This is a genomic window from Leifsonia sp. GW821-FHT13C09, from assembly GCF_058806435.1.
Genome location: NZ_JBXAPS010000016.1, coordinates 1 through 25,266 on the forward strand (window position 1 = coordinate 1; position 25,266 = coordinate 25,266).

General features: G+C 65.1%; 22 protein-coding genes. 13 read left to right on the forward strand and 9 right to left on the reverse strand.

Features of this window, described 5'->3' with window-relative positions; all coding sequences use genetic code 11:
• The 6 genes from AC1ROW_RS21195 to solA form a co-directional block, all read right to left on the reverse strand.
• The coding region (locus AC1ROW_RS21195) for a Fic/DOC family protein (protein WP_493021544.1) at window positions 1-855 on the reverse strand (855 nt) is incomplete at its 3' end.
• On the reverse strand, window positions 855-1,094 hold the full coding sequence (locus AC1ROW_RS21200; protein WP_285465419.1) for an antitoxin VbhA family protein: 240 nt from the start codon (window positions 1,092-1,094) through the stop codon (window positions 855-857). The genes AC1ROW_RS21195 and AC1ROW_RS21200, both read right to left, overlap by 1 nt.
• Window positions 1,095-1,197: 103 nt before the next feature.
• Window positions 1,198-2,508, reverse strand: a complete 1,311-nt coding sequence (locus tag AC1ROW_RS21205) for an ISL3 family transposase (RefSeq protein WP_493021546.1) — start codon at window positions 2,506-2,508, stop codon at window positions 1,198-1,200.
• 55 nt (window positions 2,509-2,563) lie between these two features.
• Window positions 2,564-2,830, reverse strand: a complete 267-nt coding sequence (locus AC1ROW_RS21210; protein WP_493021547.1) for a hypothetical protein — start codon at window positions 2,828-2,830, stop codon at window positions 2,564-2,566.
• Window positions 2,827-4,209, reverse strand: coding sequence for a flavin monoamine oxidase family protein (locus AC1ROW_RS21215; RefSeq protein ID WP_079941045.1), 1,383 nt, complete (start codon window positions 4,207-4,209; stop codon window positions 2,827-2,829). The genes AC1ROW_RS21210 and AC1ROW_RS21215 overlap by 4 nt, the downstream gene beginning before the upstream one ends.
• 99 nt (window positions 4,210-4,308) lie before the next feature.
• The gene (gene solA / locus AC1ROW_RS21220) at window positions 4,309-5,469 is read right to left on the reverse strand and encodes an N-methyl-L-tryptophan oxidase (RefSeq protein ID WP_079941043.1); all 1,161 of its coding nucleotides are present in this window, start codon (window positions 5,467-5,469) and stop codon (window positions 4,309-4,311) included.
• Between the two features lie 237 nt (window positions 5,470-5,706).
• Between solA and AC1ROW_RS21225 the strand changes: the two genes are divergently transcribed.
• On the forward strand, window positions 5,707-6,843 hold the full coding sequence (locus AC1ROW_RS21225) for a tyramine oxidase subunit B (RefSeq protein ID WP_079941039.1): 1,137 nt from the start codon (window positions 5,707-5,709) through the stop codon (window positions 6,841-6,843).
• Between the two features lie 580 nt (window positions 6,844-7,423).
• On the opposite strand, the gene AC1ROW_RS21230 is transcribed toward AC1ROW_RS21225, so the two are convergent.
• Window positions 7,424-8,806, reverse strand: a complete 1,383-nt coding sequence (locus AC1ROW_RS21230) for an NAD-dependent succinate-semialdehyde dehydrogenase (RefSeq protein WP_079941038.1) — start codon at window positions 8,804-8,806, stop codon at window positions 7,424-7,426.
• 311 nt (window positions 8,807-9,117) lie between these two features.
• Here AC1ROW_RS21230 and AC1ROW_RS21235 point away from each other — a divergent pair, with 311 nt between their 5' ends.
• The 6 genes from AC1ROW_RS21235 (at window position 9,118) to AC1ROW_RS21260 (ending at window position 13,851) form a co-directional block, all read left to right on the forward strand.
• Window positions 9,118-9,876, forward strand: coding sequence for an enoyl-CoA hydratase/isomerase family protein (locus tag AC1ROW_RS21235; RefSeq protein ID WP_228145543.1), 759 nt, complete (start codon window positions 9,118-9,120; stop codon window positions 9,874-9,876).
• A gap of 4 nt (window positions 9,877-9,880) precedes the next feature.
• Window positions 9,881-10,729: a 3-hydroxyacyl-CoA dehydrogenase family protein gene (locus AC1ROW_RS21240; protein ID WP_079941037.1), complete on the forward strand. Its 849-nt coding sequence runs from the start codon at window positions 9,881-9,883 to the stop codon at window positions 10,727-10,729.
• 68 nt (window positions 10,730-10,797) lie between these two features.
• Window positions 10,798-12,051 (forward strand): aminotransferase family protein, encoded by a 1,254-nt coding sequence (locus AC1ROW_RS21245; protein WP_253035956.1) that lies wholly within the window; start codon window positions 10,798-10,800, stop codon window positions 12,049-12,051.
• Between the two features lie 551 nt (window positions 12,052-12,602).
• Complete coding sequence (locus AC1ROW_RS21250) at window positions 12,603-13,004, forward strand: amino acid permease (RefSeq protein ID WP_228145541.1); 402 nt, start codon at window positions 12,603-12,605, stop codon at window positions 13,002-13,004.
• A complete protein-coding gene (locus AC1ROW_RS21255; RefSeq protein WP_228145540.1) occupies window positions 12,989-13,603 on the forward strand; it encodes an APC family permease in 615 nt (204 codons plus the stop codon). The genes AC1ROW_RS21250 and AC1ROW_RS21255 overlap by 16 nt, the downstream gene beginning before the upstream one ends.
• Window positions 13,603-13,851 (forward strand): hypothetical protein, encoded by a 249-nt coding sequence (locus AC1ROW_RS21260; RefSeq protein ID WP_228145539.1) that lies wholly within the window; start codon window positions 13,603-13,605, stop codon window positions 13,849-13,851. The genes AC1ROW_RS21255 and AC1ROW_RS21260 overlap by 1 nt, the downstream gene beginning before the upstream one ends.
• Window positions 13,852-14,034: 183 nt before the next feature.
• On the opposite strand, the gene AC1ROW_RS21265 is transcribed toward AC1ROW_RS21260, so the two are convergent.
• Window positions 14,035-14,919, reverse strand: a complete 885-nt coding sequence (locus tag AC1ROW_RS21265) for a LysR family transcriptional regulator (RefSeq protein ID WP_079941030.1) — start codon at window positions 14,917-14,919, stop codon at window positions 14,035-14,037.
• A gap of 253 nt (window positions 14,920-15,172) precedes the next feature.
• Here AC1ROW_RS21265 and AC1ROW_RS21270 point away from each other — a divergent pair, with 253 nt between their 5' ends.
• From AC1ROW_RS21270 to AC1ROW_RS21295, 6 genes are all read left to right on the forward strand, one after another.
• Entirely contained in the window at window positions 15,173-16,339 is a 1,167-nt protein-coding gene (locus AC1ROW_RS21270) for a CaiB/BaiF CoA transferase family protein (protein ID WP_253036098.1), read from the forward strand.
• Window positions 16,336-17,538: an acyl-CoA dehydrogenase family protein gene (locus AC1ROW_RS21275; protein WP_079941028.1), complete on the forward strand. Its 1,203-nt coding sequence runs from the start codon at window positions 16,336-16,338 to the stop codon at window positions 17,536-17,538. Before AC1ROW_RS21270 ends, AC1ROW_RS21275 begins: the two co-directional genes overlap by 4 nt.
• A gap of 12 nt (window positions 17,539-17,550) precedes the next feature.
• Window positions 17,551-18,705 (forward strand): FAD-dependent oxidoreductase, encoded by a 1,155-nt coding sequence (locus AC1ROW_RS21280; protein WP_079941027.1) that lies wholly within the window; start codon window positions 17,551-17,553, stop codon window positions 18,703-18,705.
• A gap of 35 nt (window positions 18,706-18,740) precedes the next feature.
• Window positions 18,741-19,910, forward strand: a complete 1,170-nt coding sequence (locus AC1ROW_RS21285; RefSeq protein ID WP_079941026.1) for a thiolase family protein — start codon at window positions 18,741-18,743, stop codon at window positions 19,908-19,910.
• 395 nt (window positions 19,911-20,305) lie between these two features.
• Entirely contained in the window at window positions 20,306-23,884 is a 3,579-nt protein-coding gene (gene mobF, locus AC1ROW_RS21290; protein WP_079941024.1) for a MobF family relaxase, read from the forward strand.
• A 62-nt stretch (window positions 23,885-23,946) separates the two neighbouring features.
• Entirely contained in the window at window positions 23,947-24,393 is a 447-nt protein-coding gene (locus tag AC1ROW_RS21295) for a hypothetical protein (RefSeq protein ID WP_079941022.1), read from the forward strand.
• A 13-nt stretch (window positions 24,394-24,406) separates the two neighbouring features.
• Here AC1ROW_RS21295 and AC1ROW_RS21300 read toward each other — a convergent pair whose 3' ends face one another.
• Window positions 24,407-24,781: a hypothetical protein gene (locus AC1ROW_RS21300; protein ID WP_079941021.1), complete on the reverse strand. Its 375-nt coding sequence runs from the start codon at window positions 24,779-24,781 to the stop codon at window positions 24,407-24,409.
• Between the last annotated feature and the right edge of the window lie 485 nt (window positions 24,782-25,266).

A 25,266-nucleotide genomic window follows, 5' to 3' on the forward strand; every position in this document is an offset into this window, starting at 1 on the left:
CCATTTCGCAGCAGCCGCCTGATCGGCGCAGAGCGACAGCCTACCTCTGACTGCCGCCAATCTTTGCAACAGAGCCCTGCGCTCTACTCCCGGCGTGGGTGGGGTCGGAAAGCTCGCACGTCGCAGCTCCTCGACCTTCTCATCGATCAGGTCGGAAACACGGCCGCGCGACTCATCTCGAAGCCTGCGCACCGCCGGCCCCTGTTGCGCGCCCTTCGAGCCTGCTGACCTGTCGACGGCCAGGCGCTCGAACACCGGCACGAGGCTGTCGGGCACCGGCCGGTAGCTGCCGATGTCGGGGCGTGACATCGCGCTGGCGTTGTTCCATACCTCCGCGGTGATGCCTGTGCGCTCGGGACTGTAGTCAAGCTTGAAGCCGCTCAGCTCCGCGACGTGCTGCATGAACAGCTTGCCCGCTCGGCCGTTCCCCTCGCGGAACGGGTGCGCCTGATTTACGTGCGCGAACACGTCGGCGGCCGCCATCGCGAACTGCTGCCGATCCATCCCGGCCCACTCCGCACCGCGCACGAGGCGCGAGGCATCGGCCAGGTAACGCCCGATGTCCTCGGGCTGGGCGAACTCAAGCGGCGGCTTGAACATGCCGACGCTGCGGTACTCTCCCGCCCACTCGTAGACGTTCTTGAACAGCTCGCGGTGGATCGTGCGCAGGTGCTCGGCGTCATAGGTGCGTGGGATCGAGATAGCGCCGCGCTCGATGTCGAACTGCTGCGCGTTCGTCTCGGCGTACTCACGCCGGGACAGGTCGGCCCCGTCGCGCAGACCGTAGAGGTTGCGCAGGACGGGGCCGCCAGGCTCCCAGAAGTACGAATCCCAGGAGTTGAAGCGTGTGGCCATCAGCCAGCGACAGCGAGGGCGTGAGCGCGCTCGACGGCACCCGCTGCGCGGCGGTCGTACTCGGCCTTGTCGATGACGCCGCGGGCGTAGTCGGTCAGGTTCTCGACATCCTCGCGGTTCGGCACCCAACCCTCGTGCCAGCTCGACGCGAGGGCGTTCACGACGGCCTCGCGGTCGGCTGCGCCGAGCTGCGCGAACAGCTCGGGCCAGCGCGCCTCGATGTTGAACTCGGCAGCCATGATGTGCCCCTTTCGTGAGGTGGCTCCAGTCTACCAGAGAGCCACCGAAAACGATAGGTCTTAGGTTTCGGTTGGCTCGGGTTTCGGTGGTGGGTTTCGGGGCTCATCGCAAACGAGGGTGTAGGAGTGGTCTGAATCCTCCGCTCTCGAGCAGACTGCGGGCTATGTAGTTTGTGAGGTTCCGGAAGCCGAGGGCGGAGCCACGGAGGTGTTCGAGGCGCCCGTTGATCGCCTCGGTCGGGCCGTTGCTGGTGCCGGGCCGGTCGAAGAACGCGAGCACGTCCGCGGCGCGTTGCTTGAGCGTGCGGCCCAGGCTGCGGATCTCGGCGAGGGCGGCGGGAACGCCGGTGGTGATCGCGTCGATCACGGCTTGCATCTCCTGCTTCCCCTTCGTCTTGTCGGGTTGTCGGTAGGCGGCGACGATGCGCTGGTAGATACCCCAGGTCGCTTCGACCTCGACGTGCTCCTCGACCTGGAACACTGCCTCGAGCCGGGCTTGCTGCTTCTCGGTGAGGAACCCAGCGCCGGTGTGCAGGGTGCGTCGGGCGCCGTAGAGCGGGTCGCCCGCGCGGCCGCGATGACCGAGGGTGGCCTGCTGAACGCGTTGCCGACACCGGTCCAGGCCGTCGCCGGCCAGGCGGACGACGTGGAAGGGATCCATCACCGCCACCGCGTCGGGGAGCTCTTGGGCGGCGGCGGTCTTGAACCCGGTGAACCCGTCCATCGCGACGACGTCGACGCCGTCCCGCCACGCCTGAGGGCGGTCGATGAGCCACTGCTGGAACACCGCCTTCGAGCGGCCCTCGACCATGTCCAGCAGCCGTGCGGGGCCCGTCTTCTCCCGGGTCGGGGTGAGGTCGATGATCACCGTGACGAACTTGTCCCCGAACCGGGTATGTCGCCAGACGTGCTCGTCAACACCGATCGTCGTGACGTCGTCGAACCGGTGAGGGTCATCGATCAGGCGGCGTTTGCCCTCGGCGATGATCGCGCTGTTGGCCGTATGCCACGACACGCCCAGCCCCGCGGCCACGCGGGTGACGGTGAGGTGATCGAGGACGATGCCCTCCAGCGCCCACCCCACTCCGCTCCGAGAGATCTTCGCTCGCGGCGCCGCAGCCCGGCTGGTGTCTTCCCGCCACGTCCGCCCGCAGTCCACGCACCGATACCGACGCACCCGAACCAGCAGCGTCGTGGGGCGGTGCCCGAACGGCTCGTGCGCGAGCCGCCGGGTCACCGTGTCCCGCGGTACGCCTTCGGCGCCGCATTTGCGGCACCACGGATCGGATTCTGCGACCCGGCACTCGAGCACCGCACGATCAGGTTCGAGCCGCTGCCCGGCGGCTTCGAGGCCGAGCTCGTCGAGGCGGCAGAACGTGGTCAAGTCAACAGGCGCGAAGGTAGCGTGGAGCACGTCGAGGTCTTTCGGATGGACAGTGTGAGAACTCCATCCTGGAAGACCTCGACCCCTACCCGAGCCGCGACGCGCTACCCGCCGCTACACCCTCAATTACGATGAGCCACATCATCGGGATGCATCCGATGAGCAGGATGAACGGGGTCTGCAGGCCGGCGACCGAGATCGTCGGCCCGTTCCCGGATGTCATGGTGTAAGCCGGGGCGATGCTCGCGATTCCGATGATCGCCCCGGCGAAGGCGCCGATCTTCCCTTTCTGGAGGCCCTTGAGCGTCAGGCTCTTGGTGGTCGCGGCGGGCTCGCGCTGTGTGGTGGTCACTGTGCTGCGCCGTCCGCCTCAAGGATGCGGGCGGCGGTGTCCTGCCCGATGCGGACGGCGCCGTCGACGTGCTGGTAGCCGAAACCTTGGATGTCGGAGCTGGCGAAGAAGATCGGGCCGACGGGCTGGTTCTGGGTCGCACCCCAGCGGCTCAGGCCGCCGAGATCGTAACTGGTGCCGTACGCGCCCCGGGTCCACTCCTCGGCGCCGAAATCGGAGAGGTAGAACGCGAGCGGGTTGCGCGCCTCGTCGCCGAGATACTCGGCGAGGGAGTTCAGGATCGTCTCGCGGCGCTCATCTTCGGGCAGCGCCCAGACCTTCTCCGCGTCGTGCTCCACGATGAATCCGACGAGAGTGCCGCGCTCGTCGCGGTGGTTCGTGTTGTCGTAGATGTCCTGGACTACGTTGTAGTAGCCGAACCCGGTGCCGGAGAGGCCCTGCTCGCGCCAGAATGGGCGGTCATAGGAAGCGTGGACCTTGATGACGAGGCCCATCGAGTGGTGCTGGTGCGCGATTTGCTGGATGCGGGGGAGGGCCGGAACGTACTGGATGCGGGAGTACAAGTTCGGCGGTACCGCGAGGATCGCGTGGCGGGCGCTCACGCGGAGGTGGTCGGTGATCGCGGTGACCGTGGCGGGGGCGCCTTCGGCGGTGTCCTCCCAGTGCAATTCGCGCACCGGGTTGTCGAGGAAGACATTTTCGGAGCCGAGTTCTTCGGCAATGCGGATGGAGACGCTCTGCATGCCGCCGACGACGCGCTTGTCGAGGAGGATGTCTTCGTCCACGAGGTTCTCGAACGACCCGGCCGAGGCGCCGAAGAAGATAGCCTGCAGCAGGGAGAACGAGTGCTTTGGCTTGGTGAGCATCGCCCCCGAGATGAAGTTGCCGATGATGAGGCGCGCCTCGGCGTCGTCGCTCTGGGCGCGCAGCCAGGCGTCGAAGGTGATCTCGTCGTACTCGGCGGCGCGGGGGTGCTCCCACGGGGCGGCTGGGTCGACTTCGAGGGAGAGTCGGGTGAGTTCTGCGCGGAGCTTGCGCATTTCCTCGAGGGTCTCCGGCTTGACGGGGAAGTCGCCGGTGAAACGGTGGCGGTTGCCCTCCTTGTCGATGAACACCGAATCGCCGTCGCGGTGGCGCTGGAAGAGTTCGAGTCCGAGTTCCGCCGCGAGATCCTGGATCGCGGTTTGTTCGGGCGCGATCCACTGGCCGCCGATCTCGAGGAAGGAGCCGTCGATCGTGTCCGACCATGTGCGGCCGCCGACGCGGTCGCGCGCTTCGAGCACGGCGACTGTCTTCCCGGTTTGGCTCAGGCGCCGCGCCGCGGTGAGTCCCGCGGGACCGGCGCCGATGATGACGACGTCGCGAGTGATTTCCTGCATGGTGCTTCTCCTTCTCAAGGGGTTCTCATGAATATGGCGAACTGTGCTCCCGGCGCGTGCGCGATGCGCAGCGGCAGGAGCCCCGGTCCGCCCGTGTGGTCAGTGGTCGAGCGCGCGGTAGTGAGCGGCGAGGCTGAACCGGCCGGGGTCGTAGAGTTCGCTGGCGCCTGCGTGGATCAGGTCAGCGGCGATACGGCCGAGGGCGGGCGCGAACTTGAAGCCCCGTCCCGACAGCCCGGACACGACGACGCGGCTGCCGTCGGGCGAGGCGTCGATAATCGGGGTGAGATCGGCCGTGTAGCTGTCCGGGTGGATGCTGTGGCGCACCGGCTCCGGGTGCAGGCCCGGAAAGTACCAGGTCGCCAGCTCGGAGGTCTGCGCGAGCTCAGTCCGGGTGTGCTCACGCTGCAGCTGCGCGACGTCGTCGACGAGCGGCCAGTCCGGGAACGCGGCACGGCTGATCTTCACGGCGTAGCCTTCGAGGCTCGGGGCGCCGAACAGGTGGGTGGTTCCGCGGTCCCGCACGAAGACGGGGAACCGCTCGGGAAGGAACTGGTCTACGCGTTTCGGCATGAACCACGTGAGCGGCACACTCTTCACCTTCGTGAACGTCTTCAACTCAGGGAGGATCTGCTGGCTCCAGGGGCCGGCGGCGATGACAACCTTCTCGGCGAGAATGTCGCCGCGGGTGGTGCTCACTAGGTGCCTCCCGTGCTGCTCGTCGATGCCGAGCACCCGAGTGTCGTCCCAGATCTCGGCACCTCCGCGCTCGGCGAGTGATGCTGCGGTGAGAATGGCGCGCTCGGGGCGCAGGCCGCCGCCGCCGAGATCGAGGATCGCCTCGTCGCCATCGTCAAAGTCGTGCTGCGGGAACCTACGTCGCAGCTCGCGTCCCACCAGATGCTCGTGGGGGAGGACGAAGCGCTCGGCGGCCTCGAGGGTTCCAGCGATCTTCGGAGAAGCGCCGGGGGCGATCGTGAGCGCTCCGACCTGCAAGTAGATGCTCTGCCCCGATTCTCGCTCGAGTTCTCGCCACAGCTGCTGCGCCCGGACGAGCAACGGAGTATAGTGCTCGCCCTCGTAGGCTGCGGTGCGGAACAGGCGGGACTCCCCGGCGTACGCGCCGTACGCGTGCGCGACGCCGTACTGCTCGATGCCGATGATGCGTCCGGGCACCAGCTTCGACAGCTGCCAGGCGGCCATGGCACCCACGGTGCCCATCCCGATGACGGCGACGGACGCCTGCTCAGTGCTGGACATCGATTCTCCTCGTGCGGCACGGCACCGTGCAGCCGTTGTGAAATTAACTGGTGACCTCAGTGTTCCAGCTCCGGGGAACGAATCGAAGAGTCCCTCGATACCAGTTCTCACTAGATTCATGCGCTATTAGTCTGAATAAAAGCGGTTCTTTTGCGTTCTGGAAACGTTATCGAAGGTTAGCATCGCAATATCCAATACGGCACCCGGCGGTGAGACCGCGGGCAGGAAAGGGCAACGATGCACGACACTTCTCTCCGATTGCGTTACCTCAGCGAGCCCGAGATCATCGACGTCGGCGCCACGGACATGGCACGTTGTATCGACACGATGTGCGAGGTCTTCTCGCTGCTCGCGACCGGCGACTACCGCATGGGTGGTCCGAATCATAGTTCGCATGGGATCAAGGTCGACTTCCCCCTCGAGCCGGCATTCCCCGGTATGCCGCGCCATACCTCGGACCGCCGCTTCATGGCGATGCCTGCATACATCGGTGGGAAGTATCGTGCGACTGGCCTCAAATGGTATGGCTCGAATATCGAGAACAGCGAGAAGGGTCTGCCGCGGTCTATGCACCTGGTGGTCTTGAATGACACCGAGACTGGCGCTCCGATCGCCGTGATGCCGGGAAACCTGATCAGCGCCTATCGTACGGGCGCGGTCGTCGGAGCCGGCACTCTGCACCTCGCCCGAACGGACGCTGACTCGGTCGCGGTGATCGGCCCCGGGCTCATCAACCAGGTTGCGTTCCGGGCGATCCTAGTGACACGGCCCGCCATCGCCCGCGTCCGGATCGCGGCGCGTTCGCTCACGAGCCGGAACGCGCAGCGCTTCCAGGAACTCGTCCGCTCCGAGTTCCCCCAGATCCAAGAGGTGGAGATCGTCGATTCGATCCGGTCGGCGGTCACCGAGGCCGACATCGTCACGGTCGCCGCGACCGGTCTGTCCGGCGTCGCAAACTACCCGGTCATCGACCCGGAGTGGCTGCGCCCGGGTGCGTATGTCGCGGCGACCTCGAACATCCAAGTCGATGCCGGGTTCCTGTGCACTGGCGCTCGTAACGTCGTCGACCACACTCCGCTCTACGAAGCCTACGTCGCGAACTTCAGCCCTCCGTATCACGAGCAACTCGGGGCTCTCGGTGTCAAATACCAGGACATGCTCCTGGACGGGCGCCTGAACGTTGCCGACATCGCCGAGTTCGGGGACATCGTCGACGGCAGGGCACCTGGCTACGATCCGGCACGGCCGTCCTTCTTCTCCATCGGCGGGATCCCGGCCGAAGACGTCGCTTGGGCGACCGAACTCCTCTGGGAGGCGCAGCGCCGCGACATTGGCACGTTGCTGCCGATCTGGGATCAGCCCGCCCTAGGCTAGAGGCGGTTTCGGTCTACCCGGCGCTCCTGACTGCGGCAATCGTAGCGAGCAACCATTGGGGCCGATCGGCCAAGACGTTAATCCGATTCTCGGGTCGCATCGCTCGACACAGCGATCACCGGTACCACCGAAATACGGATGTTCTTTATCGCATCGGTATGAACGAACATGCGCGCGAGGATTCATGCTGTTCGACCCGTCGACTAGCTTCTCGCCCGCTCGCCAGCCCACTTGCTGGTTCGCCGATGTCAACCACGGAGGCTTCGAGGACCAGGTGACCCGTCAACTCCGGCGCCTCTTCGAACGCTGCGTGCGCGGTCTCGCCTTTCGGGTGCCCAAAGGTCGTCCTCGGCACGTCATGTACCCGCGGGGCCCTGAACACGGTCTCGGAACGCACGTCAAATGAAGCGACTCGGAATGCCGCTCATGCTGCGCGTACGGCACGCCCGGCCCCATCGGCTAAGAGATCCGAGCCCTGCCCGAGGTTACTTCTTGTGAGTGCAGCCTGGGCATGGGGCATGCGAAGTGGCGGAGTGTATCCCTCGAATCGCTCCGGTGGTGCACTCCGCCACGCGGCGTACTATTTCGTGGCCTCAGGGACGCGGACGAGCTTCTTGTTGGCAAACTCGTTGATGCCGTAATGCGCGAGCTCGCGGCCGACGCCCGAGGCCTTGACCCCGCCGAACGGGAGATCCGGGGCTGTCTTGCTCGTGCTGTTGATCCAGACCATGCCCGTCTCGATCCGGTCGGCGACCCGTTGCGCCCGTTCCAGGTCGCCCGAGAAGACCGTGCCGCCTAGACCGAACGGGGAGTCGTTGGCGATCTGGACCGCTTCCTCTTCGGACGCGGCGCGGTGCACGACCGCGGCCGGGCCGAATAGTTCCTCTGCGTAGGCGCGCATGTCTTTGGTCACGCCTGACAGCACGGTCGCCGGATAGTAGGCGCCCGGTGCGTCGGGGGCCTCCCCGCCCAGGTGGACTTTCGCGCCGCGGTCGATGGCGTCGTCGACCAGCTCGACGAGATCGTGGCGGGCGGCGGTGGAGGAGAGCGGGCCGAGCTTCGTCTCGTCCGACGACGGATCGCCTGTGGCGTACGCGCGGCTCTGCTCGATGAACTTCTCGAGGAACGCGTCGTACACCGCGTCCAGGACGATGAAGCGCTTGGACGCGGTGCAGGCCTGCCCGCCGTTGGCGAAGCGACCGACCGCGGCTGCGGCGGCTGCCGCGTCGAGGTCGGCGTCGTCGAGCACGATGAACGGGTCGGATCCACCGAGCTCCAGCACGTACTTCTTCATATGCCGCCCGGCGACCTCGCCGACCGCTGAGCCCGCCCGCTCGGAACCGGTGAGAGAGACGCCCTGCACGCGCGGATCGGCGATCATCTCGGCGATCTGACCGTTGTTGGCGAACACGTTCGCGTAGACGCCATCGGGCAGCCCCGCCTCGCGGAACACCCGCTCGATAGCGAGGGCGGACTGCGGGCAATTGCGCGCGTGCTTGAGCAGGATCGTGTTGCCCAGGATCAGGTTCGGGGCCGCGAACCGTGCCACCTGGTAATAGGGGTAGTTCCACGGCATGATACCGACCAGGACGCCGACCGGTTCGGTCTTCACGATGGCGGTGCCGGGGCCGGAGATGTCGAGCACCTCGTCCGCGAGGAACTGCTCGGCGCGGTCCGCATAATAGTCGTAGATGTTCGCGACGAGATCGACCTCGCCACGCGCCTGGACGATGGGCTTGCCCATCTCGAGCGTGATGAGCGCAGCCAGTTCTTCCCGCTGTTCGCGGTGGAGCGCGGCGATGCGCTTGACCAGGGCGACCCGCTCTTGCAGCCCGCGATCCCGCCACTGCGGATAGGCTTCCGCGGCGCGATCGAGAGCCTCCCGTGCCTCCTTGTTGGTGATCTCGGGGAACTCGGCCAGCTGCTCGCCGGTTGCAGGATTCACTGTCGTGTAGACACCCATGTGCGACGACGCTCCTTCATTGTTCGGTGTGTGATCGCGGAACTCCGCGCGCACCAGTGCGCACGGATCCTCGACTATCACTGTTGCTCACTATTCATGTCGCGTCCAATACCAAATCCGCCCCCGCTCATGCGCTGGCATTAATAATGCTCTACCGCGCCCAGTGGAGTCCATGTGAGATTTTATGACGATAGTGTCATGAAATAGGATCTATTAGGTATTTGTGTGTTATTGGATTTCGCACCAAGCTGGAACATGACATGCACCAGGACTGAGTGTGCCTGGACGCGATCCGAAAGAGGTGGGGCTTGGTGGAAACGCTCACGGCCGAGCACAACGGCGATCGCACGATCGTGCGATTGAACCGGCCTCAGACACTGAACTCGATCGACCAGGCCATGGTGGATGATCTCCACGAGGTCTGCGACCAGCTCGAGCGCGAACCGCGCATCCTCATCCTGACGGGAACCCGCACCGACAAGGGCGGCATTTTCGCCTCCGGCGCGGACATCTCCCAGCTGCGCGACCGGCGCCGTCATGACGCCCTGCGCGGGATCAACTCGAGCATCTTCGCGCGGATTGCTGCCCTGCCGATGCCGGTGATCGCCGCGATCGACGGCTATGCCCTCGGCGGCGGCGCCGAGCTCGCCTACGCCGCCGACTTCCGGATCGCGACGACGCGGGTGAAGATCGGCAACCCCGAACCCAACCTCGGCATCATAGCCGCCGCGGGGGCATGCTGGCGGCTCGTCGAGCTCGTGGGCGAGCCCGTCGCGAAAGAGATCCTGCTCGCCGGCCGCGTCCTCACCGCAGACGAGGCGCTATCGATTCGGCTGGTCGGCGAAGTCTGCGAGCCGGACGAGCTCCTGGACCGGGCGAACGCGCTCGCGGACCGTATCGGCGGTTTCGACCCGTTGGCGATCCAGGTGACCAAGCAGGTGATCCACGCGCCGCGGGCGGCGCACCCGGTCATCGACAACCTTGCGCAAGCGTTGCTCTTCGAATCCCCGGAGAAGACCCGGCGCATGGATGATTTTCTGCTGAAGCGCAACGCGCGGAAAGGACGCTGAACCCATGGCATTGCCGAATCACATCGCCGTCGTCGGAGGCGGACGGATGGGGGCGGGCATCGCGCTCAGCCTCGCCATCGGCGGATCGCAGGTCACCGTGCTCGAACGCGATGCCGCGTCGGTGGACGCCGCCCGGGCGCGGCTCGATGACATCGCGCAGAAAGCGGTCGCGAAGGATCCCGCGGCCCCCGCCCTCGACGTGCTCCTAGGGCGCCTCGCCGTGTCCGAGGACTACGAGCTCCTGAGAGAAGCAAACCTCGTGATCGAGGCGGTCCCAGAGGACTTCGAGCTCAAAGTGAACACCCTCCGCGCGATCGAGGGGCGCGTCACCGAGACCACCGCGATCGCGACGAACACGTCGTCGCTGTCGGTCACGAAGCTCGCCGCAGAACTCTCCCACCCGTCCCGCTTCCTCGGGCTGCACTTCTTCAACCCGGTTCCCGCCTCCACCCTGATCGAGGTCGTCGTCGGCGAGCAGACCGGCGTCGGCCTCGTCGCCGCAGCGCGAGAGTGGACCGAGGGGCTGCGGAAGACCCCCGTCGTCGTGCATGACGCACCCGGCTTCGCGAGCTCCCGGCTCGGCGTCGCCCTCGCACTCGAAGCGATGCGGATGCTCGAAGAGGGCGTCGCTTCGGCCGAGGACATCGATGCGGCGATGGTGCTCGGGTACCGGCACGCCACCGGCCCGCTCAAAACCACCGACCTCGTCGGTCTGGACGTGCGGCTCGGCATCGCGGAGTACCTCGCCTCCACGCTTGGCGAGCGCTTCGCACCCCCGCAGATCCTGCGCGACAAGGTCGCTGCCGGAGAGCTCGGGCGCAAGAGCGGCACAGGCTTCTTCGACTACAGCTGAACGCTTGGGTCACGCGCCGCACCCCAACGGCTGGCCCGAACCACACACACGATCCCAGGAGGATGCAGATGCCCCAGACCAACGCCCTGTGGAGCGCCCAGGCGCACATGCCGACCGTGCTCTCGAACCCGCAGACCGTCATCGTCAAAGGCGACGGCGCCTACATCACCACTGCGGACGGGGACCGTCTCCTCGACGCCGCCGGCGGCCTCTGGTACGCCAACATCGGCCACGGCCGGGACGAGATCGCACAGGCCGCCGCCGAGCAGATACGCACCCTCGAGACCTGGCACATCTTCGGCCGGTACGTGAACGAGCCGGCACTCGAACTTGCGAACAAGATCGCGACGCTCGCCCCGTTCGACGACGCCAAGGTCATCTTCACCAGCGGCGGATCCGATTCCGTCGACTTGGCACTCAAACTCGCACGCCGTCACCAGCAGCTCCAGGGACAGCCGGAGAAGCTCACCGTCGTATCCCGTCAGGACGGCTATCACGGTCTCCACGCCTACGGTACCAGCGTCGCAGGCCTCTCCTTCAACAGCGACGGCTTCGGCCCCGGCACCCTCATCCCGGAGACACTGCTCGTCGATCAGTGGGACATCGACGCCGCCGAGCGCACCATCCGCGAACACGGCGGAGAGAAGATCGCCGCGTTCATCGCCGAACCCGTCATGGGCGTCGGCGGTCTCGTTCCGCCCCCGGCCGGCTACTTCGAGCGGATCAAGGAACTCGCGAAAGAGTTCGGTTTCCTCGTCATTGCCGACGAAGTCGTCACCGCCTTCGGTCGTCTAGGCACCTGGACGGCGTCCGAGCGCTTCAATCTCGAACCCGACATGATCACTTTCGCGAAAGGCATCACCTCCGGCTACCTGCCCCTGGGCGGCGTCATCGTCGCCCCCAGCGTATCCAGCCAGTTCTACGCAGGAAACGACGCGCCCATCTTCCACCAGGGCCTCACCTACTCCGGCCACGCGACCGTCGCGGCTGTCGCACTCAAGAACCTCGAGATCATCGAGCGCGAGAACCTCCTCGGCCGCGTCCGCGAGCTCGAACCGGTCCTCGTCGAGGAACTCGAACAGCTCCGCCACCACCCCGGCGTGAAAGACGTACGGCACATCGGACTCATGGGCGGCGTCGACCTCGCCGACGGCGTCTCCGGGCTCGACGTTGTCGCCGTCCTCGAAGGTCGCGGCGTGCACCTGCGGAACCTCCCGAACAACATCCTCCAGATCTCCCCGCCCTTCATCGTCACGGCCGAGGAGATCCGCACCATCGTGCGCGGCATCCGCGACGCCCTCGACACCGTACACGGCAGATAAGCCAGGTGGCTGCCCTGCGGGGAAGACAGCCGGCACGACCCGATGTCCTCCCGGACAGGGAGGCTCCACCACTGATTCCGAACGTCAAGCCATTCGAAGAAACACCTCCTTGAAGGGATCCACGACCGGCAAGCATGAGAACTCATCGGTGTGGGTGTTCTCCGCGACAGAGAATATCGTGAGGTGCGCGCCCGCTTTAGTCGCGACGAGCGAAAGGGTCGTCCAGGTGTCGGGTGTGATCCGGGTTGCCATGTGTTCAAAACCAATTGGGGGGCACAATCGCATGAACCGATCCGTGAGTACTGATCCAACATGAGGGGGCAATGTCACGAAATACTCCTCAGACATCCCGGCGCTCATCGACCGCTACCTGGATGGCGCCATCAAACTCCACGAGCTTGTCTCCCGCCGCCTGCCCCGAGAAGCACAGGACGCATTCGACGATCTCTCCTCTGGTATCGTGCTCCGGACGCTGCTGATCCCCCAGCCTAAGCGCCCCGACCGTGCCGTCGCGCTCCGATCGCCCGCATCGTCGACAGAGGGGTCATCGCATGTCAGCTACGTCGCATCCGCATTTCTGCGGCACCCTCGGCCCCGTCGGGCTGACCTTCTTCGGCGTCACCTACATGATCATCGCGGTCGTATTCACGACATACGGTGTCGTGAACCAGGTGACCGACGGGCATCTCCCCACCGCCTACATCCTCGCGATCATCGCGATGCCCTTCACCGCTGCCAGCTACCCCACCCTCGCTCGGAAGTACCCGGTCGCGGGCGCCACGTATACCTACACCCAGCAAGCCTTCGGCGGGCTCGTCGAGCTCCTCACCGGCTTGGTGATCCTGCTCGACTACCTCTTCATCCCGATGATCAACTTCCTGGTCATCGGCATCTATCTGTATTCGCAGTTCCCCGCCGTGCCAAATGGGCGTTTACGATGGCGACGCTACTGATTGTGTTCACCTTGAACCTGCTCGGCATCTCCCTGGTGAACCGGGTCAACTTCATCGTGATCGCCCTATCGGTGCTGCTGGTGGTCGTGCTCATGGTTCTCGCGTTCAAGAAGACGCTGCGCGGGGACACCTTGGTGAGACTCCTCGAGCCTTTCACCTTCGGGCAGCGCGGTATCGGTGGGATCGCCTCAGGAGCTGCGATCCTCTCACTCTGGTTCCTGGGCTTCGTTGCCGTCTCCACCCTCGCGGAGGAGGCGCGGAACACCCGCCGCGACATCCCGCGAGCGATCGTCGGCTCGACGCTGCTGGGCGGCCTGCTGTTCGTGCTGGTTTCCTGGTCGGGCGCCCTGGCGTGGTCGCCCAACTGGCAGGCCCTCTCTGCTGACGAAGTGGAAGCGGTCGGCGTCAGCCTCGTCAGGGTGCTCGGCGGCGCGCCGTTCGCCGCGTTCTTCATCGCCATATATGTGGTGAGTTGCTTCGGCAGCGCAATGACCGGGCAGGCATCCGTTTCGCGGTTGCTAATCGCTGTGGGGCGCGACGGTGTGCTGCCCCGGCCGCTCACCAAGCTGCACCCCGGTTCAGCACACCGTTTGTCGTAGTGATCGTCGTGTCGGTGTTCGCACTGGCCAGCCTGGTACTCGACTTGAATACGGCGGAGTTTATGATCAGCTTCGGCGCCCTCGCGGCGTTCGCGATGGTAAACCTGTCAGCCATCAAGGACGAGTTCCTCCGGAAAGACAGGACGGGGAACCGCGCGAAGGGAGGCGTCCTGCTGCACCTGGTCTGCCCGCTGATCGGGTTCGCGCTCACGGTCTGGCTGTGGACGTCGCTGGAGCCCTCGACCTGACTCGTCGGCTGCATTTGGCTGACCATCGCCGCTACCGAGACGCCGGGTCTCAGTGAGTCCGTCCCGAAGCTCGACTTCTCCGGCGAAGCGCCCACGACCATCCAGATCGATTAGCTCAGAGGAATCGAGGCGGCCGCCGACCGGTGAGGCAGTTGGGTATGCGCGCAGTACAGCTGGCGGCGCCTACAGGACTTCGTCGGCGAGTGCCAGCACCGTGGCGAGTGCGGGGTTCCGCGAATCGGCGCGCCAGGCCATGCGCAGGAGCACCTCGTCGAATGGGTCTGCGACCGGGAGGAAGGAGAACCCGTCGGTGTGGGTGTTCTCTGCGACCGATGAGATCGTGAGATGAATGCCGACCTCGGCTGCGACGAGTGACAGCGCCGTCCAGGTGTCGGGGGCGACCTGCGCGATGAGGGGGTCGAAGCCGGCAGCGTGGCTGAGTCGGAGCAGCCGGTCTGTAAGTACTGATCCGGGCTGCGGGGGGAGCGTCACGAAGTAGTCGGCGGAGAGCTGATCCATGTGGACCGAGTCAGCGCCGGCCAAGGTGTGGGTCTTCGGGACGGCGACGACGAGTTGCTCGTTGATCAGAGTGCGGGTTCTGATGCCGGCTGGGACGTAGTCCCAGCGGCCAATGGAGATGTCCGCCTCATCGTTCAGGAGCCGGTTGATGGCGGGCTGGGCGAAGTTCTGGCTGGAGAGCTCGAGGGATAGGTCTGGATGTTTGAGACGCGCAGCGCGGGAGAGCTGGCCGACGAGAATCTGTGTGGAGGCGCCAGCGAAGGCGATACCGACATGCCCGAGTTCGCCGCTCTGAGCGGCGCGCACATCGTGCGCGGCATGCTTGAGTTCGTTGAGAATGCGGCGGGCCGGGCCGAGCAGAGCCTCCCCGGCCGCAGTGACCTCCACGGAGCGCGTCGTGCGGTGGAACAGCTCCGCGCCCAGTTCCTTCTCCAGTGCCTTTATGGTGCGGCTTACCGGAGGCTGCGCCAAATGGAGGCGTTCGGCCGCTCGCCCGAAGTGCAGTTCTTCCGCGACGGCGACGAATGCTCTGAGGTCCTGAATTTCCACTCGCCAATGATAGCACGAGGATCATATATCGTGTCGTATTTGCTTCATTTCAGGTCTCAGTGCGACGAACGATTGGAGAGGGACATATGTGCTGAAGGTATCAATAACGTGAAAATAGGTATTTGACGTGCACTAATCGCGCCTGACAAGGTGAAAACATCGAAAACGGTTCAACGGAAGAACGGTCCCGAGGTAGACGGTGGAAGATCACAACAGACTTGAAGAACTACTCGCGCGTTCGGGGCAGGGGCCGTTGAGCGGCACCATCATCGCTGACTTCGGCAGGGTGCTGGCCGGGCCCTACTGCACTATGCTGCTGGCGGACATGGGGGCGACCGTCATCAAGGTCGAGAGTCCGATCGGGGACGAGACCCGTGCTTGGATGCCGCCGGAGCATGAGGGCAAGTCGACTTACTACCTCTCGATCAACCGGAACAAGCTGTCGATCGAACTGGACTTCAGCGACCCCGGGGATCTCGCGACCGCACGCGAGCTCGCAGCTCGCGCGGACGTCGTAATCGAGAACTTCAAGCCCGGCGGTCTCGAGAAGTTCGGGCTGGACTATCAGAGCGTGGCGGCTCAGAACCCGGACGTGATTTTCACCTCGATCACCGGGTTCGGTACCGCGGGCGGGGCGAGCCTTCCTGGATACGACCTGCTCGTCCAGGCTGCCTCCGGGCTCATGAGTCTCACCGGGGCGCCGGAGACCGAGCCGTTCCGTGCCGGCGTCGCGGTCGTCGATGTGTTCACGGGTATGCACGCCTGCATCGGTATCCTCGCCGCCCTCAACCACCGGCGAGTGACCGGTGAAGGGCAGCGGGTGGAGGTCAATCTGATGAGCTCGGCACTGTCGGGCCTGGTGAACCAGACCGGCGCTTACGCCATCGCAGGCGTCGTTCCGACCCGCATGGGCAACGAGCATCCGAGCATCTACCCTTACGAGCCGATCGCCACCGGAGACGGGGAGATCGTGCTCGCGATCGGCAACGACAGGCAGTTCCGGGTGCTCTGCCGGGAGCTCGGCACGCCTGAACTCGTCGAGGATCCGCGCTTCGCGTTCGCGCCCGACCGCAGCCGCAACCGACTCGATCTGCGTCCGCTACTCGAAGCCGCGCTCTCGCATGCGACCGCCACGGAGTGGTTCGAACGGCTCACCGCAGCGGGGATCCCGTGCGCGCCGATCCAGGACGTCGCAGCCGGTGTCCAGTTCGCCGAGCGCATCGGCCTGGATCCGATCATTCAAGCCGGATCCGGGGATGACTCTCTGTCCGGGATCCGCAACCCCATCACCTTCTCACAGACCCCGGCGACCTACGACAAGGCGCCCCCCGAGCTAGGCGCAGATACCGAGCTGGTGCGGCGCTGGCTCGCGGGCTCCTCGCCGCTCGCATCGATCTCAGCAAAGGAAGCAACAGCATGAGTGCACTCAACAGGTCAGGCGTCAACGTGGATTTCTACGGCGTCGAGGACTACCTCGGTGAGGAGGATCGCGCGCTCGTCGCGAAGGTGCGAGCCTTCGTCGATTCTGAGGTCACCCCGATCATCAACGAGTACTGGGAACAGGCGGACTTCCCGTACCAGATCCTCCCGAAGTTCGGGGAGCTTGGCATCATCGGCACCGCGATCGAAGGGTACGGCTGCCCAGGCCTGACCCGGTTGCAGGCGGGACTGGTCGCCATGGAGCTCTCCCGCGGTGACGGGAGCATCAACACGTTCAACGCCGTGCACTCCGGCCTCGCGATGGGGACGATCAACCTACTCGGCAGCGACGAACAGAAGCAGCGCTGGCTGACCCAGATGGCGAAGCTCGAGAAGCTCGGCGCGTTCGCGCTGACGGAACCCGATCACGGTTCCGACTCCGTGGCTCTTGAATCCAGCGCCCGCCTCGACGGCGACCACTACGTTCTCAATGGCTCGAAGCGGTGGATCGGCCTCGGCCACGTCGCAGATCTCGTCATCATCTGGGCGCGCGACACCGCCGACGACAAGGTCAAGGCGTTCATCCTGGAGAAGAACGAGGACGGCAGTTACCCGTCCGGATACCACGCGGAAGCCATCCAAGGGAAGATCGCCAAGCGCGCGATCCAGCAGGCGCAAATCACCTTCGAAGACCTTCGGATCCCCGCCGAGAACAAACTCGAAAAGTCTCAGTCGTTCCGCGATGTCGGGGCGGTGCTCAACCGCACCCGCAGCACCGTCGCCTGGGAATCGTTGGGACACGCGACCGCCGCCTACGAGGCGGCAGTGCAGTACGCGTCCGAGCGCGTCCAGTTCGGCAGCCCGATCTCACACTACCAACTCGTCCAGAACAAGCTCGCCAACATGCTCGCTGACCTTACAGCGATGCAGCTGGTCTGCTTCCGTGCCGGCGCCCTGCAGAACGAAGGCCGCCTAAGCAACGAGCAGGCCTCGCTCGCGAAGATGTTCACTGGCGATAAAGCGCGGCAGCTATGCCGCGATTCCCGCGACCTGCTCGGCGGCAACGGCTTGCTGCTCGAGAACCACGTCGCCCGCCATCTCACGGACATGGAAGTCGTCCACACCTACGAGGGCACCGATTTCATCCAGTCCCTGATCGTGGGCCGCGAGATCACTGGGGTCTCCGCGTTCAAGCGGTAAGGACGGAGCGAGATGGGCGAGTACATCGTCATAGGCGCAGGACTCGCCGGCGCCGCCACCGCGTGGCGTCTCGCCCAACGCGGGCAAGACGTGACCCTGCTGGAGCGGTCGGCACCAGCCAACCCGTACGGCAGTTCGCACGGCTCCGCGCGGATCTTTCGCTACGCCTACCCGAGCGAGCTCTACACAGGGCTCGTTATCCGTTCCAAGCCGCTGTGGGACGAACTCGAACGGGAGAACGGTGCACGTCTGATCGAACCCACCGGCGCCCTCGACCATGGCGCGGTGAACGATCCCGTCGGCCTCGCCCGTGTCCTGGACGCGCTGGGTGTCGAGCATGAGCTACTGCCAGAGGCGGAGGCGGGCTCGCGCTGGCCGCAGTACGGCTTCGACGGCGCGGTACTCTATCACCCCGGCGCTGGAGTGCTTGATGCCCGCAACACGGTCGAGGCGTTCGTTCGCCTGGCCGCCGCAACCGGGCGGGTCAGACTGCTCACGAACTGGACCGTCAGCTCTATCGAGCGGCGCACCGGCGGCTTCCGCGTCGAATCCACGGTCGGCGACGTCGTCGAAGGCGAGAAAGTGGTCGTCGCGGCCGGCCCGTGGCTTCCAACCCTTCTGGACTCGCTCGCTCTGCCTGCCGGGTTCATCCACTCACTGCCGTCTTTCGAAGTGCGTGAGGAGCAGGCGTTCCACTTCCCCTACCGCGACGCCGGCGCTTCCGGCGCACCCTATCCGGCTTGGCCGACGTTCATGCACGAGAACGAGACGGTCGACATCTACGGTCTGCCAGGCGGCCGCGACGCCGGATACCACGGCCTCAAGATCGCGCACTTCAATGGCGGAACCGTAATCCCGAGCATCTTCGACCGCACCGGCCAGATCCGGCCGGAGGCCAGGCAACGAGCTCGCGACTACGTCAAGGAATGGGTGCCCGGTGTCGAACCGGATTCCTACGCGGAAGCGACGTGCATGTTCACCAGCACGCCCAGCAGCGACTTTCTGATTGACGAGGCCGAAGGCATCGTCGTCCTGTCCGCCTGCTCCGGCCGTGGTGCGAAGTTCGCTCCGCTGCTCGGCGAGCTCGCCGCCGACCTTGCTACCGGCGCCGGGACCGTCCCTGACGAGTTCCGTGCCGCGTATCACTCCAGGCGCTCCGCAGCCTGACCCACCTTACTCACAGAAAGACCACGGTTCACCCCATGACCTCGACGTTCATCTACGATGCCGTCCGCACCCCTTTCGGACGCGCCGCCGGTGCGCTCTCCGGGATCCGCCCTGACGACCTCGCCGCGGTCGTCATGAAAGCCGCCGTCGAGCGCACCGGCGTCGATCCCGCACGTATTGAAGACGTGATCTTTGGAGACGCGAACCAGGCCGGTGAGGACAACCGCAACGTCGCCCGTTTCGGCGCCCTCCTCGCGGGCTTCCCCTCCTCGGTCACGGGCGTCACCGTCAACCGGCTTTGCGCATCGTCCGTGGAGGCCGTGATCCAGGGTTCCCGGGCGATCGAGTCGGGGGATGCAGAGCTGATCCTCGCCGGCGGCGTGGAGTCCATGTCCCGTGCGCCCTTCGTTCTCGAGAAGTCCCCGAAGCCCTGGCCGGCGGTCGGCAACCAGACGCTCTGGAACACTTCCATCGGGTGGCGCATGGTAAACCGGGCCCTGCCCAAGCATTGGACCATCTCCAACGGCGAGTCCGCGGAGAAGATCGCCCAGGAGTGGGGGATCACCCGTGAAGCACAGGACGCGTTCTCGGTCCGCTCGCATGAGCTCGCCGCGAAAGCGTGGGCGGAGGGCCGCTACGACGCCGAGATCGTGCAGGTGCCCGGCGCTGAGATGGCGCGCGATGAGGGCATCCGCGACGGCAGCACCGTTGAGAAGCTCGCCGGTCTCAAAGCGCTGTTCGCCGCCGACGGTACCGTGACGGCCGGGAACTCGTCCTCGATCAACGACGGTGCTTCCGCGGTGCTGCTCGGCGCCGAGGACGCCCTCGACGCCGAACCGCTCGCGCGGATTACCGGACGTGCCGCCCACGGCGTCGACCCGGACATCTTCCCGATCGCGCCGATCGAGGCCGCGAACAAGGCGCTGGCGCGCGCGGGACGGACCTGGGCGGACGTTGACCTCGTCGAGCTGAACGAAGCCTTCGCCTCACAGTCCCTGGCCTGCCTCAAAGGCTGGCCCGACTTCGACCCGGAGAAGCTCAACATCCACGGCGGCGCCATCGCCATCGGTCACCCCCTCGGCGCCTCAGGCGGCCGGATCATCGGTCACGCCGCCCACGAGCTCAAGCGCCGCGGCGGAGGAGTCGCAGTCGCCGCGATCTGCATCGGCGTCGGCCAAGGGCTCGCCGTTGTTCTTGAGCGGTAACTTATGGCCGTAGTGTCAATGCTGTTCAGTTCATTCGTCTCGGGTGGTACGCAGCTCAGAAGCTGCACTGGACTCTAAGCGGCCAGGTTACCTTTTGGCTGATTTAAGAGTACCTAATCAAACGGCTTTGGCCTCCGTCATGACCTTGCCAGCGTTGGATGGCAGAGGGGGATCTTGCTCAGAGCCGTACCGCAGCAAGCTCGATGAATGTAGGTGGTTCGCTGTCACACTCAGCAGCATGGGAGCGGCTTGAAGTTTGCAGGGTTCTTTCTTCGAGCTCATCTTCCGACTCACATATCTTGCAAACATGGCTGAAGCGCCACGACTCGACTCTGATTTGACCGCGTAGCGCGGGGCAGTCGAGGCCACCTATCGAACGTGAAAGGTGGCCTCCGATGACAGTTTCGATGCGTCGCATGACGGCGGGCGATGGGTACAAGTACCTCCTGAAGTCGGTCGCGTATGGCGACGGCGATAGAGCCTTGTCGACCCCGTTGACTCGCTACTACAGCGAAGAGGGAACCCCACCCGGCAGATGGCTCGGTTCTGGCCTGAGTGGCCTCGCGGACGGTCAGATTGTGGGCGGGGATACGGTGACCGAGACGCAACTCCAACTGCTCATCGGGATGGGCCGCGATCCCGTGACGGGTGATGCGCTTGGGCGACCTTACAGCCAGTTCCAGACGCTCGATGAGCGCGTTGCCGCTCGCATTGCCGCGCTCGATCCTGAACTCACGCCATCACAGCGCGCCGAAGCGGTCACGGTGATTGAGGCGGAGGAAGCGGCGAAGAAGAGCCGTAAGGCGGTCGCTGGTTACGACTTCACTTTCTCGATTCCGAAGTCAGCATCCGTGTTGTGGGCGGTGGCTGATGGGGGCACGCAACAACTCATCTGGGAAGCGCACCATGCCGCGATAGCTGATGTGTTGCAGTTCATGGAGCGCGAGGTCACTGCAACACGGGGAGGAGCGCGCGGCCCTGACGGTGCGGTGCTGCAACTCGACGTCGCTGGGGTTGTTGCAGCCGCGTATGACCACTACGACTCCAGGTTGCAAGACCCCTACCTGCATACGCATGTGGTGGTGTCGAACAAGGTGCAGCACGCCCAGACCATGCGTTGGCTCGCGCTTGACGGGCGACCTCTGCACGCAGCGACGGTCGCGCTGAGCGAACTTCATGAGGCGATCTTCGCTGACTCACTCACCCGGCTGCTTGGGGTCTCGTGGGAGTCACGCGAGCAAGCTGCTGGTCGGAACCAGTCGTGGGCGATCAGTGATGTGCCGGAGGAATTGATCAAAGCGTTCTCGAGTCGCGCACGCGATATTGAGGTCGAGAAAGAACGCCTTATTGCGGAGTTCGTGGCACGGCACGGCCGCAGGCCGTCGTCGGCTCAGGTCATCAAGCTGTTGCAGGAGGCCACGCTCGCAACACGCCCCGAGAAAGACGTGCGATCGCTGGATGACCTCACGAGCGAGTGGCGGGATCGTGCAACAGTGATCCTCGGTGAAGATGCGACGGCGTGGGCGATCAGTGTTGCGTGGCAACACGACCCCAGAAGCTCGGGCGTGCGGTTGTTGCGCGCCGATGATGTACCACTCGACATGATCGCAGCCCTCGGGAAGCAAGTGATCGAGACCGTGGGCGAGAAACGTTCGACCTGGCGACGCTGGAACCTCATGGCCGAAGCAGCCCGGCAGTCCATGTGGCTCAGGTTCGCGTCAAGCGAGGATCGCGAGGTCATCGTCGGCATGATCGCGGATGCCGCCGAGCAAGCATCGCTCAGGCTCACCCCGCCCGAACTTGCCGTCACACCCGCCGAGTTCCGGCGCGCTGATGGCTCCACAAGATTCCGGCCGAAGCACTCGACACTGTTCTCATCGACAGCGTTGCTTGCGGCGGAGGATCGGCTGATCGCGAGAGCGCGGGGCATGGCCGGCCCCAGGCTCGCGCTCGACACGATCGAACGCTTCGCGAACGAACCCGATAATGAGGGGCGCACGCTCGGCCCCGACCAACGCGACGCACTCGCCCGGATCGCGGTCTCAGGCCGCACCGTCGATGTTCTCGTGGGGCCTGCAGGTACTGGGAAGACTACGACGCTGGGCGCATTGCGTCGTGCCTGGGAATGGAAGCACGGTGAGGGGTCAGTGGTTGGGCTTGCCCCGTCAGCAGTCGCGGCAGGAGTGCTCGCTGATGAACTCGGCGTCCCGACCGATAACACCGCGAAATGGCGGGAAGTGTTCGAGCGCACCGGGCAGACCTTCACACGCGGTCAGCTGGTGATTCTTGATGAGGCGTCGCTTGCGGGTACGCACTCGCTCGACCTCATCACCCGTGAGGCTGAGCGGGTCGGAGCGAAAGTGCTGCTTGTTGGTGACCCGGCACAGTTGCAGTCGGTCGGCGTGGGCGGCGCGTTCACCCTGATCGTGAACGACCGCGCTGAGGGCACGCCGGAGTTGACGGAGGTGTGGCGGCTGAAACACGACTGGGAGAAACGCGCCTCGCTCGAGTTGCGCCACGGCCGCGTCCCCGTGATCGACACCTATATGGAGCATGGCAGGATTAGGGGCGGCACCATTGACGAGATGGCCGAGGCTGCGTACTGGGCCTGGTGGGAAGACCGGCAGGCCGGGCGAGGAACGATCCTGATCGCAGAAACCGTCGAGAATGTCACCGAACTGAACCAGCGGGCACGCCGCGACCTCATCGCCCACGGCTACGTCGCCGCTGAACGCGAGATCGAACTGGGCGACGGCAGCCGCGTGAGTGTGGGAGACACGATCATCACGAGGAAGAACGACCGCCGCCTGCGCTCGGCACACGGATGGGTGCGCAACGGTGAACGCTGGGTCGTGACGAACGTGCGCGATGACGGCTCGGTCTTCGTGCGGCCACCCACCATGCGGCGCGGGGGCGGGATCTTGTTGCCCGCCGCCTACGTTGCCGAGCACCTCGACCTCGGCTACGCCGTCACCGCGCACCGTGCCCAGGGCGTCACCGTCGATACCGCACACACACTCGTCGAAGCCACCACGACCAGGGAAGTGCTCTACGTCTCCATGACGCGCGGCAGATACTCGAACCGAGCCTATGTCGCCACGGATCGGCTCGATCCCGCGCACAGCGTGCCGCAGCCCGGCGAGAACCCCGACGCGACTGCCCGCACCGTGCTCCAGGGCGTGCTTCAGCATGTCGGGGCTGAACTCTCGGCACACGAGACGATCACTGCCGAGCAGGAACGATGGGGCGGGATCGCGCAGCTTGCCGCTGAATACGAGACGATCGCCGCCGCCGCGCAACAGGACAGGTGGGCGCGGTTGCTTGCGGTATCCGGGCTGACCGACGCGCAGGTAGACGAGGCGGTGAGTGCGGAGACGTTCGGGGCGCTCGTCGCCGAACTCCGACGTGCCGAGGCCAGCGGGCACCCGGTCGATACGCTCATGCCGAGGATTGTGCGGGCGCGTGGCTTCGCGGATGCCGACGACATCGCCTCCGTACTGCACTACCGACTCGAACAAGCCGTAACGAGGCTCGGCGCTGGTAGTGCGCTGCCGCGCGCTCGGTTCATCGTAGGACTACTGCCCGAGGCGGTCGGAGAGATGAGCGCGGATATGCGTGCCGCACTCGATGAGCGGCGGGAACTCATCGAAGCGCGCGCCGCCGCGATCATCGACACCGCCCTCGAACGCGGCGAACAGTGGGTGATCGCTGTCGGTGCCGCGCCGGAGAATGAGCAGGATCGGGCGCGCTGGCGATCAGGGCTGATGACCATCGCCGCATACCGAGACCGGCACAGCATCGACCCCAGGGAGGCGCAGCCGCTCGGAGCCGAGCCGGAGAGCATCGGGCAACGCATCGACTACGAACGCGCCGGGGTGGCGCTCATCCGTGCCCAACAGATCGCCCGCCAAACAGCGCAGTCTGACGCGCCGAGGCCGACAGCCGGGCGCGAGCATCGAGGCCCGACACGATAGCGAACACGGTCAGTCAAGCGCACCTCGTTCTCATCCCGAGAGCCGTGAGCGAGGAGTGAGCGATGGCCGTGAAGCGAGCACCCGTCGACAAGTTCCTCGACTCTGGCTATCCGTCAGGAACTGCAGCGCGCAAAGCACGATTCGTGAACGCGCTACTCCGATTCATCGCAGACGATTACCCGGAGGACAGATTCACGAACCAGCTCTACGAGGGCCTCTACAACTCGGGCTACTTCGGGTTCATCGCCCACTACGACCGTGCAGGGTTCTACTACGAGCAACTCTCCACACCAGAGCGGCGCACCAGGTTCCTCACTGACCTGCGCCGCTCGTGCGACCGAGACCGCCATACTGAACGGCCCGACATCTGGAGCGACGTGAAAGCCGTGCTCGCCGAACGCTTGAACCCATCCGAACCTCAGACCGCGCGTGCCGCGCGAACCGCTCGAACGGCATCCGGCGCGCGTCGAGCCGCCGCACCAAAGTACGACGGCCCGACACTGTTCTGAGTAGACGGCCCCGCTACCGACGAGAAGTCGCAGGCTCGGCGCCGCACTCGTCAATAACTGTCTCTTGCGCCATGCGCTTCAGCTCGCGCGCCTCGCGCAACCTCGCTTTGCCGAGTACCGTCAGGCTGATCGGCCCCCACACGAGGAACTTGATCGCGTTCCAGATGCAGAGAATGAACACGAGATACAGCCACTCGGGAGCACTCACCTCGATCAGAGCGAGAGCGCCGCGTGCGATCAACAGGTAGGGGATCGAGAGCAGCATCGCCGGTACACCGTAGCGGAGATTTTCGCGGCGGTGCAGGAACCAGATCAGCCGGTTCGTCGGAGCGTACCGCTGCAACAGATCGTTCGCGAAGCTACTGAGATGCCAGATGATAGTGAGCATGACGGAGTCCTTTACAGATCTACCGGCGGTCAGATTCGTGTAAAAGCACTTCGCAGCTCAGGCTGCTCCGTCATTCCCCAGGCGGGGCTTATTTGCCGTGTGCTCGTACGGCATGGTACTGCGAGTCCAGACAATCAGTGACATCCCCGGAAATTCAACAAACTTGAATGATTCGGACGCCGATCAATCACATCGACGCAGACACAAGTGTGTCCAAAATGTGTCCACGTTACGGAGCCTCGACGCTGGATGTGGTCAGGATTCGTCGTCGGCCAACCCGGACCCCCCAAAGACGGAGACCTGGTCATCGCGCCATTGCATCGCGAAGGACTTGATGTCATTCGACAGACCTACATCGCCGAGCGATGATGAGTCGAAGAGCCGCGTTCTGGTCTCGTCGCCCGATTTGAGTAGTGCCCCGTAGAGTGGTGTAACGATCCCGGCCAGTAAACGTCAGCGTGGCCACCGGGATCTTCCTTCGAGGA

Excerpts from the sequence above, each read along its gene's own strand:
- AC1ROW_RS21200 (WP_285465419.1), bottom strand. The coding sequence starts at position 1,094 with ATGGCTGCCGAGTTCAACATCGAGGCGCGCTGGCCCGAGCTGTTCGCG.
- AC1ROW_RS21215 (WP_079941045.1), bottom strand. The coding sequence starts at position 4,209 with ATGCAGGAAATCACTCGCGACGTCGTCATCATCGGCGCCGGTCCCGCG.
- solA (WP_079941043.1), bottom strand. The coding sequence starts at position 5,469 with ATGTCCAGCACTGAGCAGGCGTCCGTCGCCGTCATCGGGATGGGCACC.
- AC1ROW_RS21225 (WP_079941039.1), top strand. The coding sequence starts at position 5,707 with ATGCACGACACTTCTCTCCGATTGCGTTACCTCAGCGAGCCCGAGATC.
- AC1ROW_RS21230 (WP_079941038.1), bottom strand. The coding sequence starts at position 8,806 with ATGGGTGTCTACACGACAGTGAATCCTGCAACCGGCGAGCAGCTGGCC.
- AC1ROW_RS21240 (WP_079941037.1), top strand. The coding sequence starts at position 9,881 with ATGGCATTGCCGAATCACATCGCCGTCGTCGGAGGCGGACGGATGGGG.
- AC1ROW_RS21245 (WP_253035956.1), top strand. The coding sequence starts at position 10,798 with ATGCCCCAGACCAACGCCCTGTGGAGCGCCCAGGCGCACATGCCGACC.
- AC1ROW_RS21250 (WP_228145541.1), top strand. The coding sequence starts at position 12,603 with ATGTCAGCTACGTCGCATCCGCATTTCTGCGGCACCCTCGGCCCCGTC.
- AC1ROW_RS21255 (WP_228145540.1), top strand. The coding sequence starts at position 12,989 with ATGGCGACGCTACTGATTGTGTTCACCTTGAACCTGCTCGGCATCTCC.
- AC1ROW_RS21275 (WP_079941028.1), top strand. The coding sequence starts at position 16,336 with ATGAGTGCACTCAACAGGTCAGGCGTCAACGTGGATTTCTACGGCGTC.
- AC1ROW_RS21280 (WP_079941027.1), top strand. The coding sequence starts at position 17,551 with ATGGGCGAGTACATCGTCATAGGCGCAGGACTCGCCGGCGCCGCCACC.
- AC1ROW_RS21285 (WP_079941026.1), top strand. The coding sequence starts at position 18,741 with ATGACCTCGACGTTCATCTACGATGCCGTCCGCACCCCTTTCGGACGC.
- mobF (WP_079941024.1), top strand. The coding sequence starts at position 20,306 with ATGACAGTTTCGATGCGTCGCATGACGGCGGGCGATGGGTACAAGTAC.
- AC1ROW_RS21295 (WP_079941022.1), top strand. The coding sequence starts at position 23,947 with ATGGCCGTGAAGCGAGCACCCGTCGACAAGTTCCTCGACTCTGGCTAT.
- AC1ROW_RS21300 (WP_079941021.1), bottom strand. The coding sequence starts at position 24,781 with ATGCTCACTATCATCTGGCATCTCAGTAGCTTCGCGAACGATCTGTTG.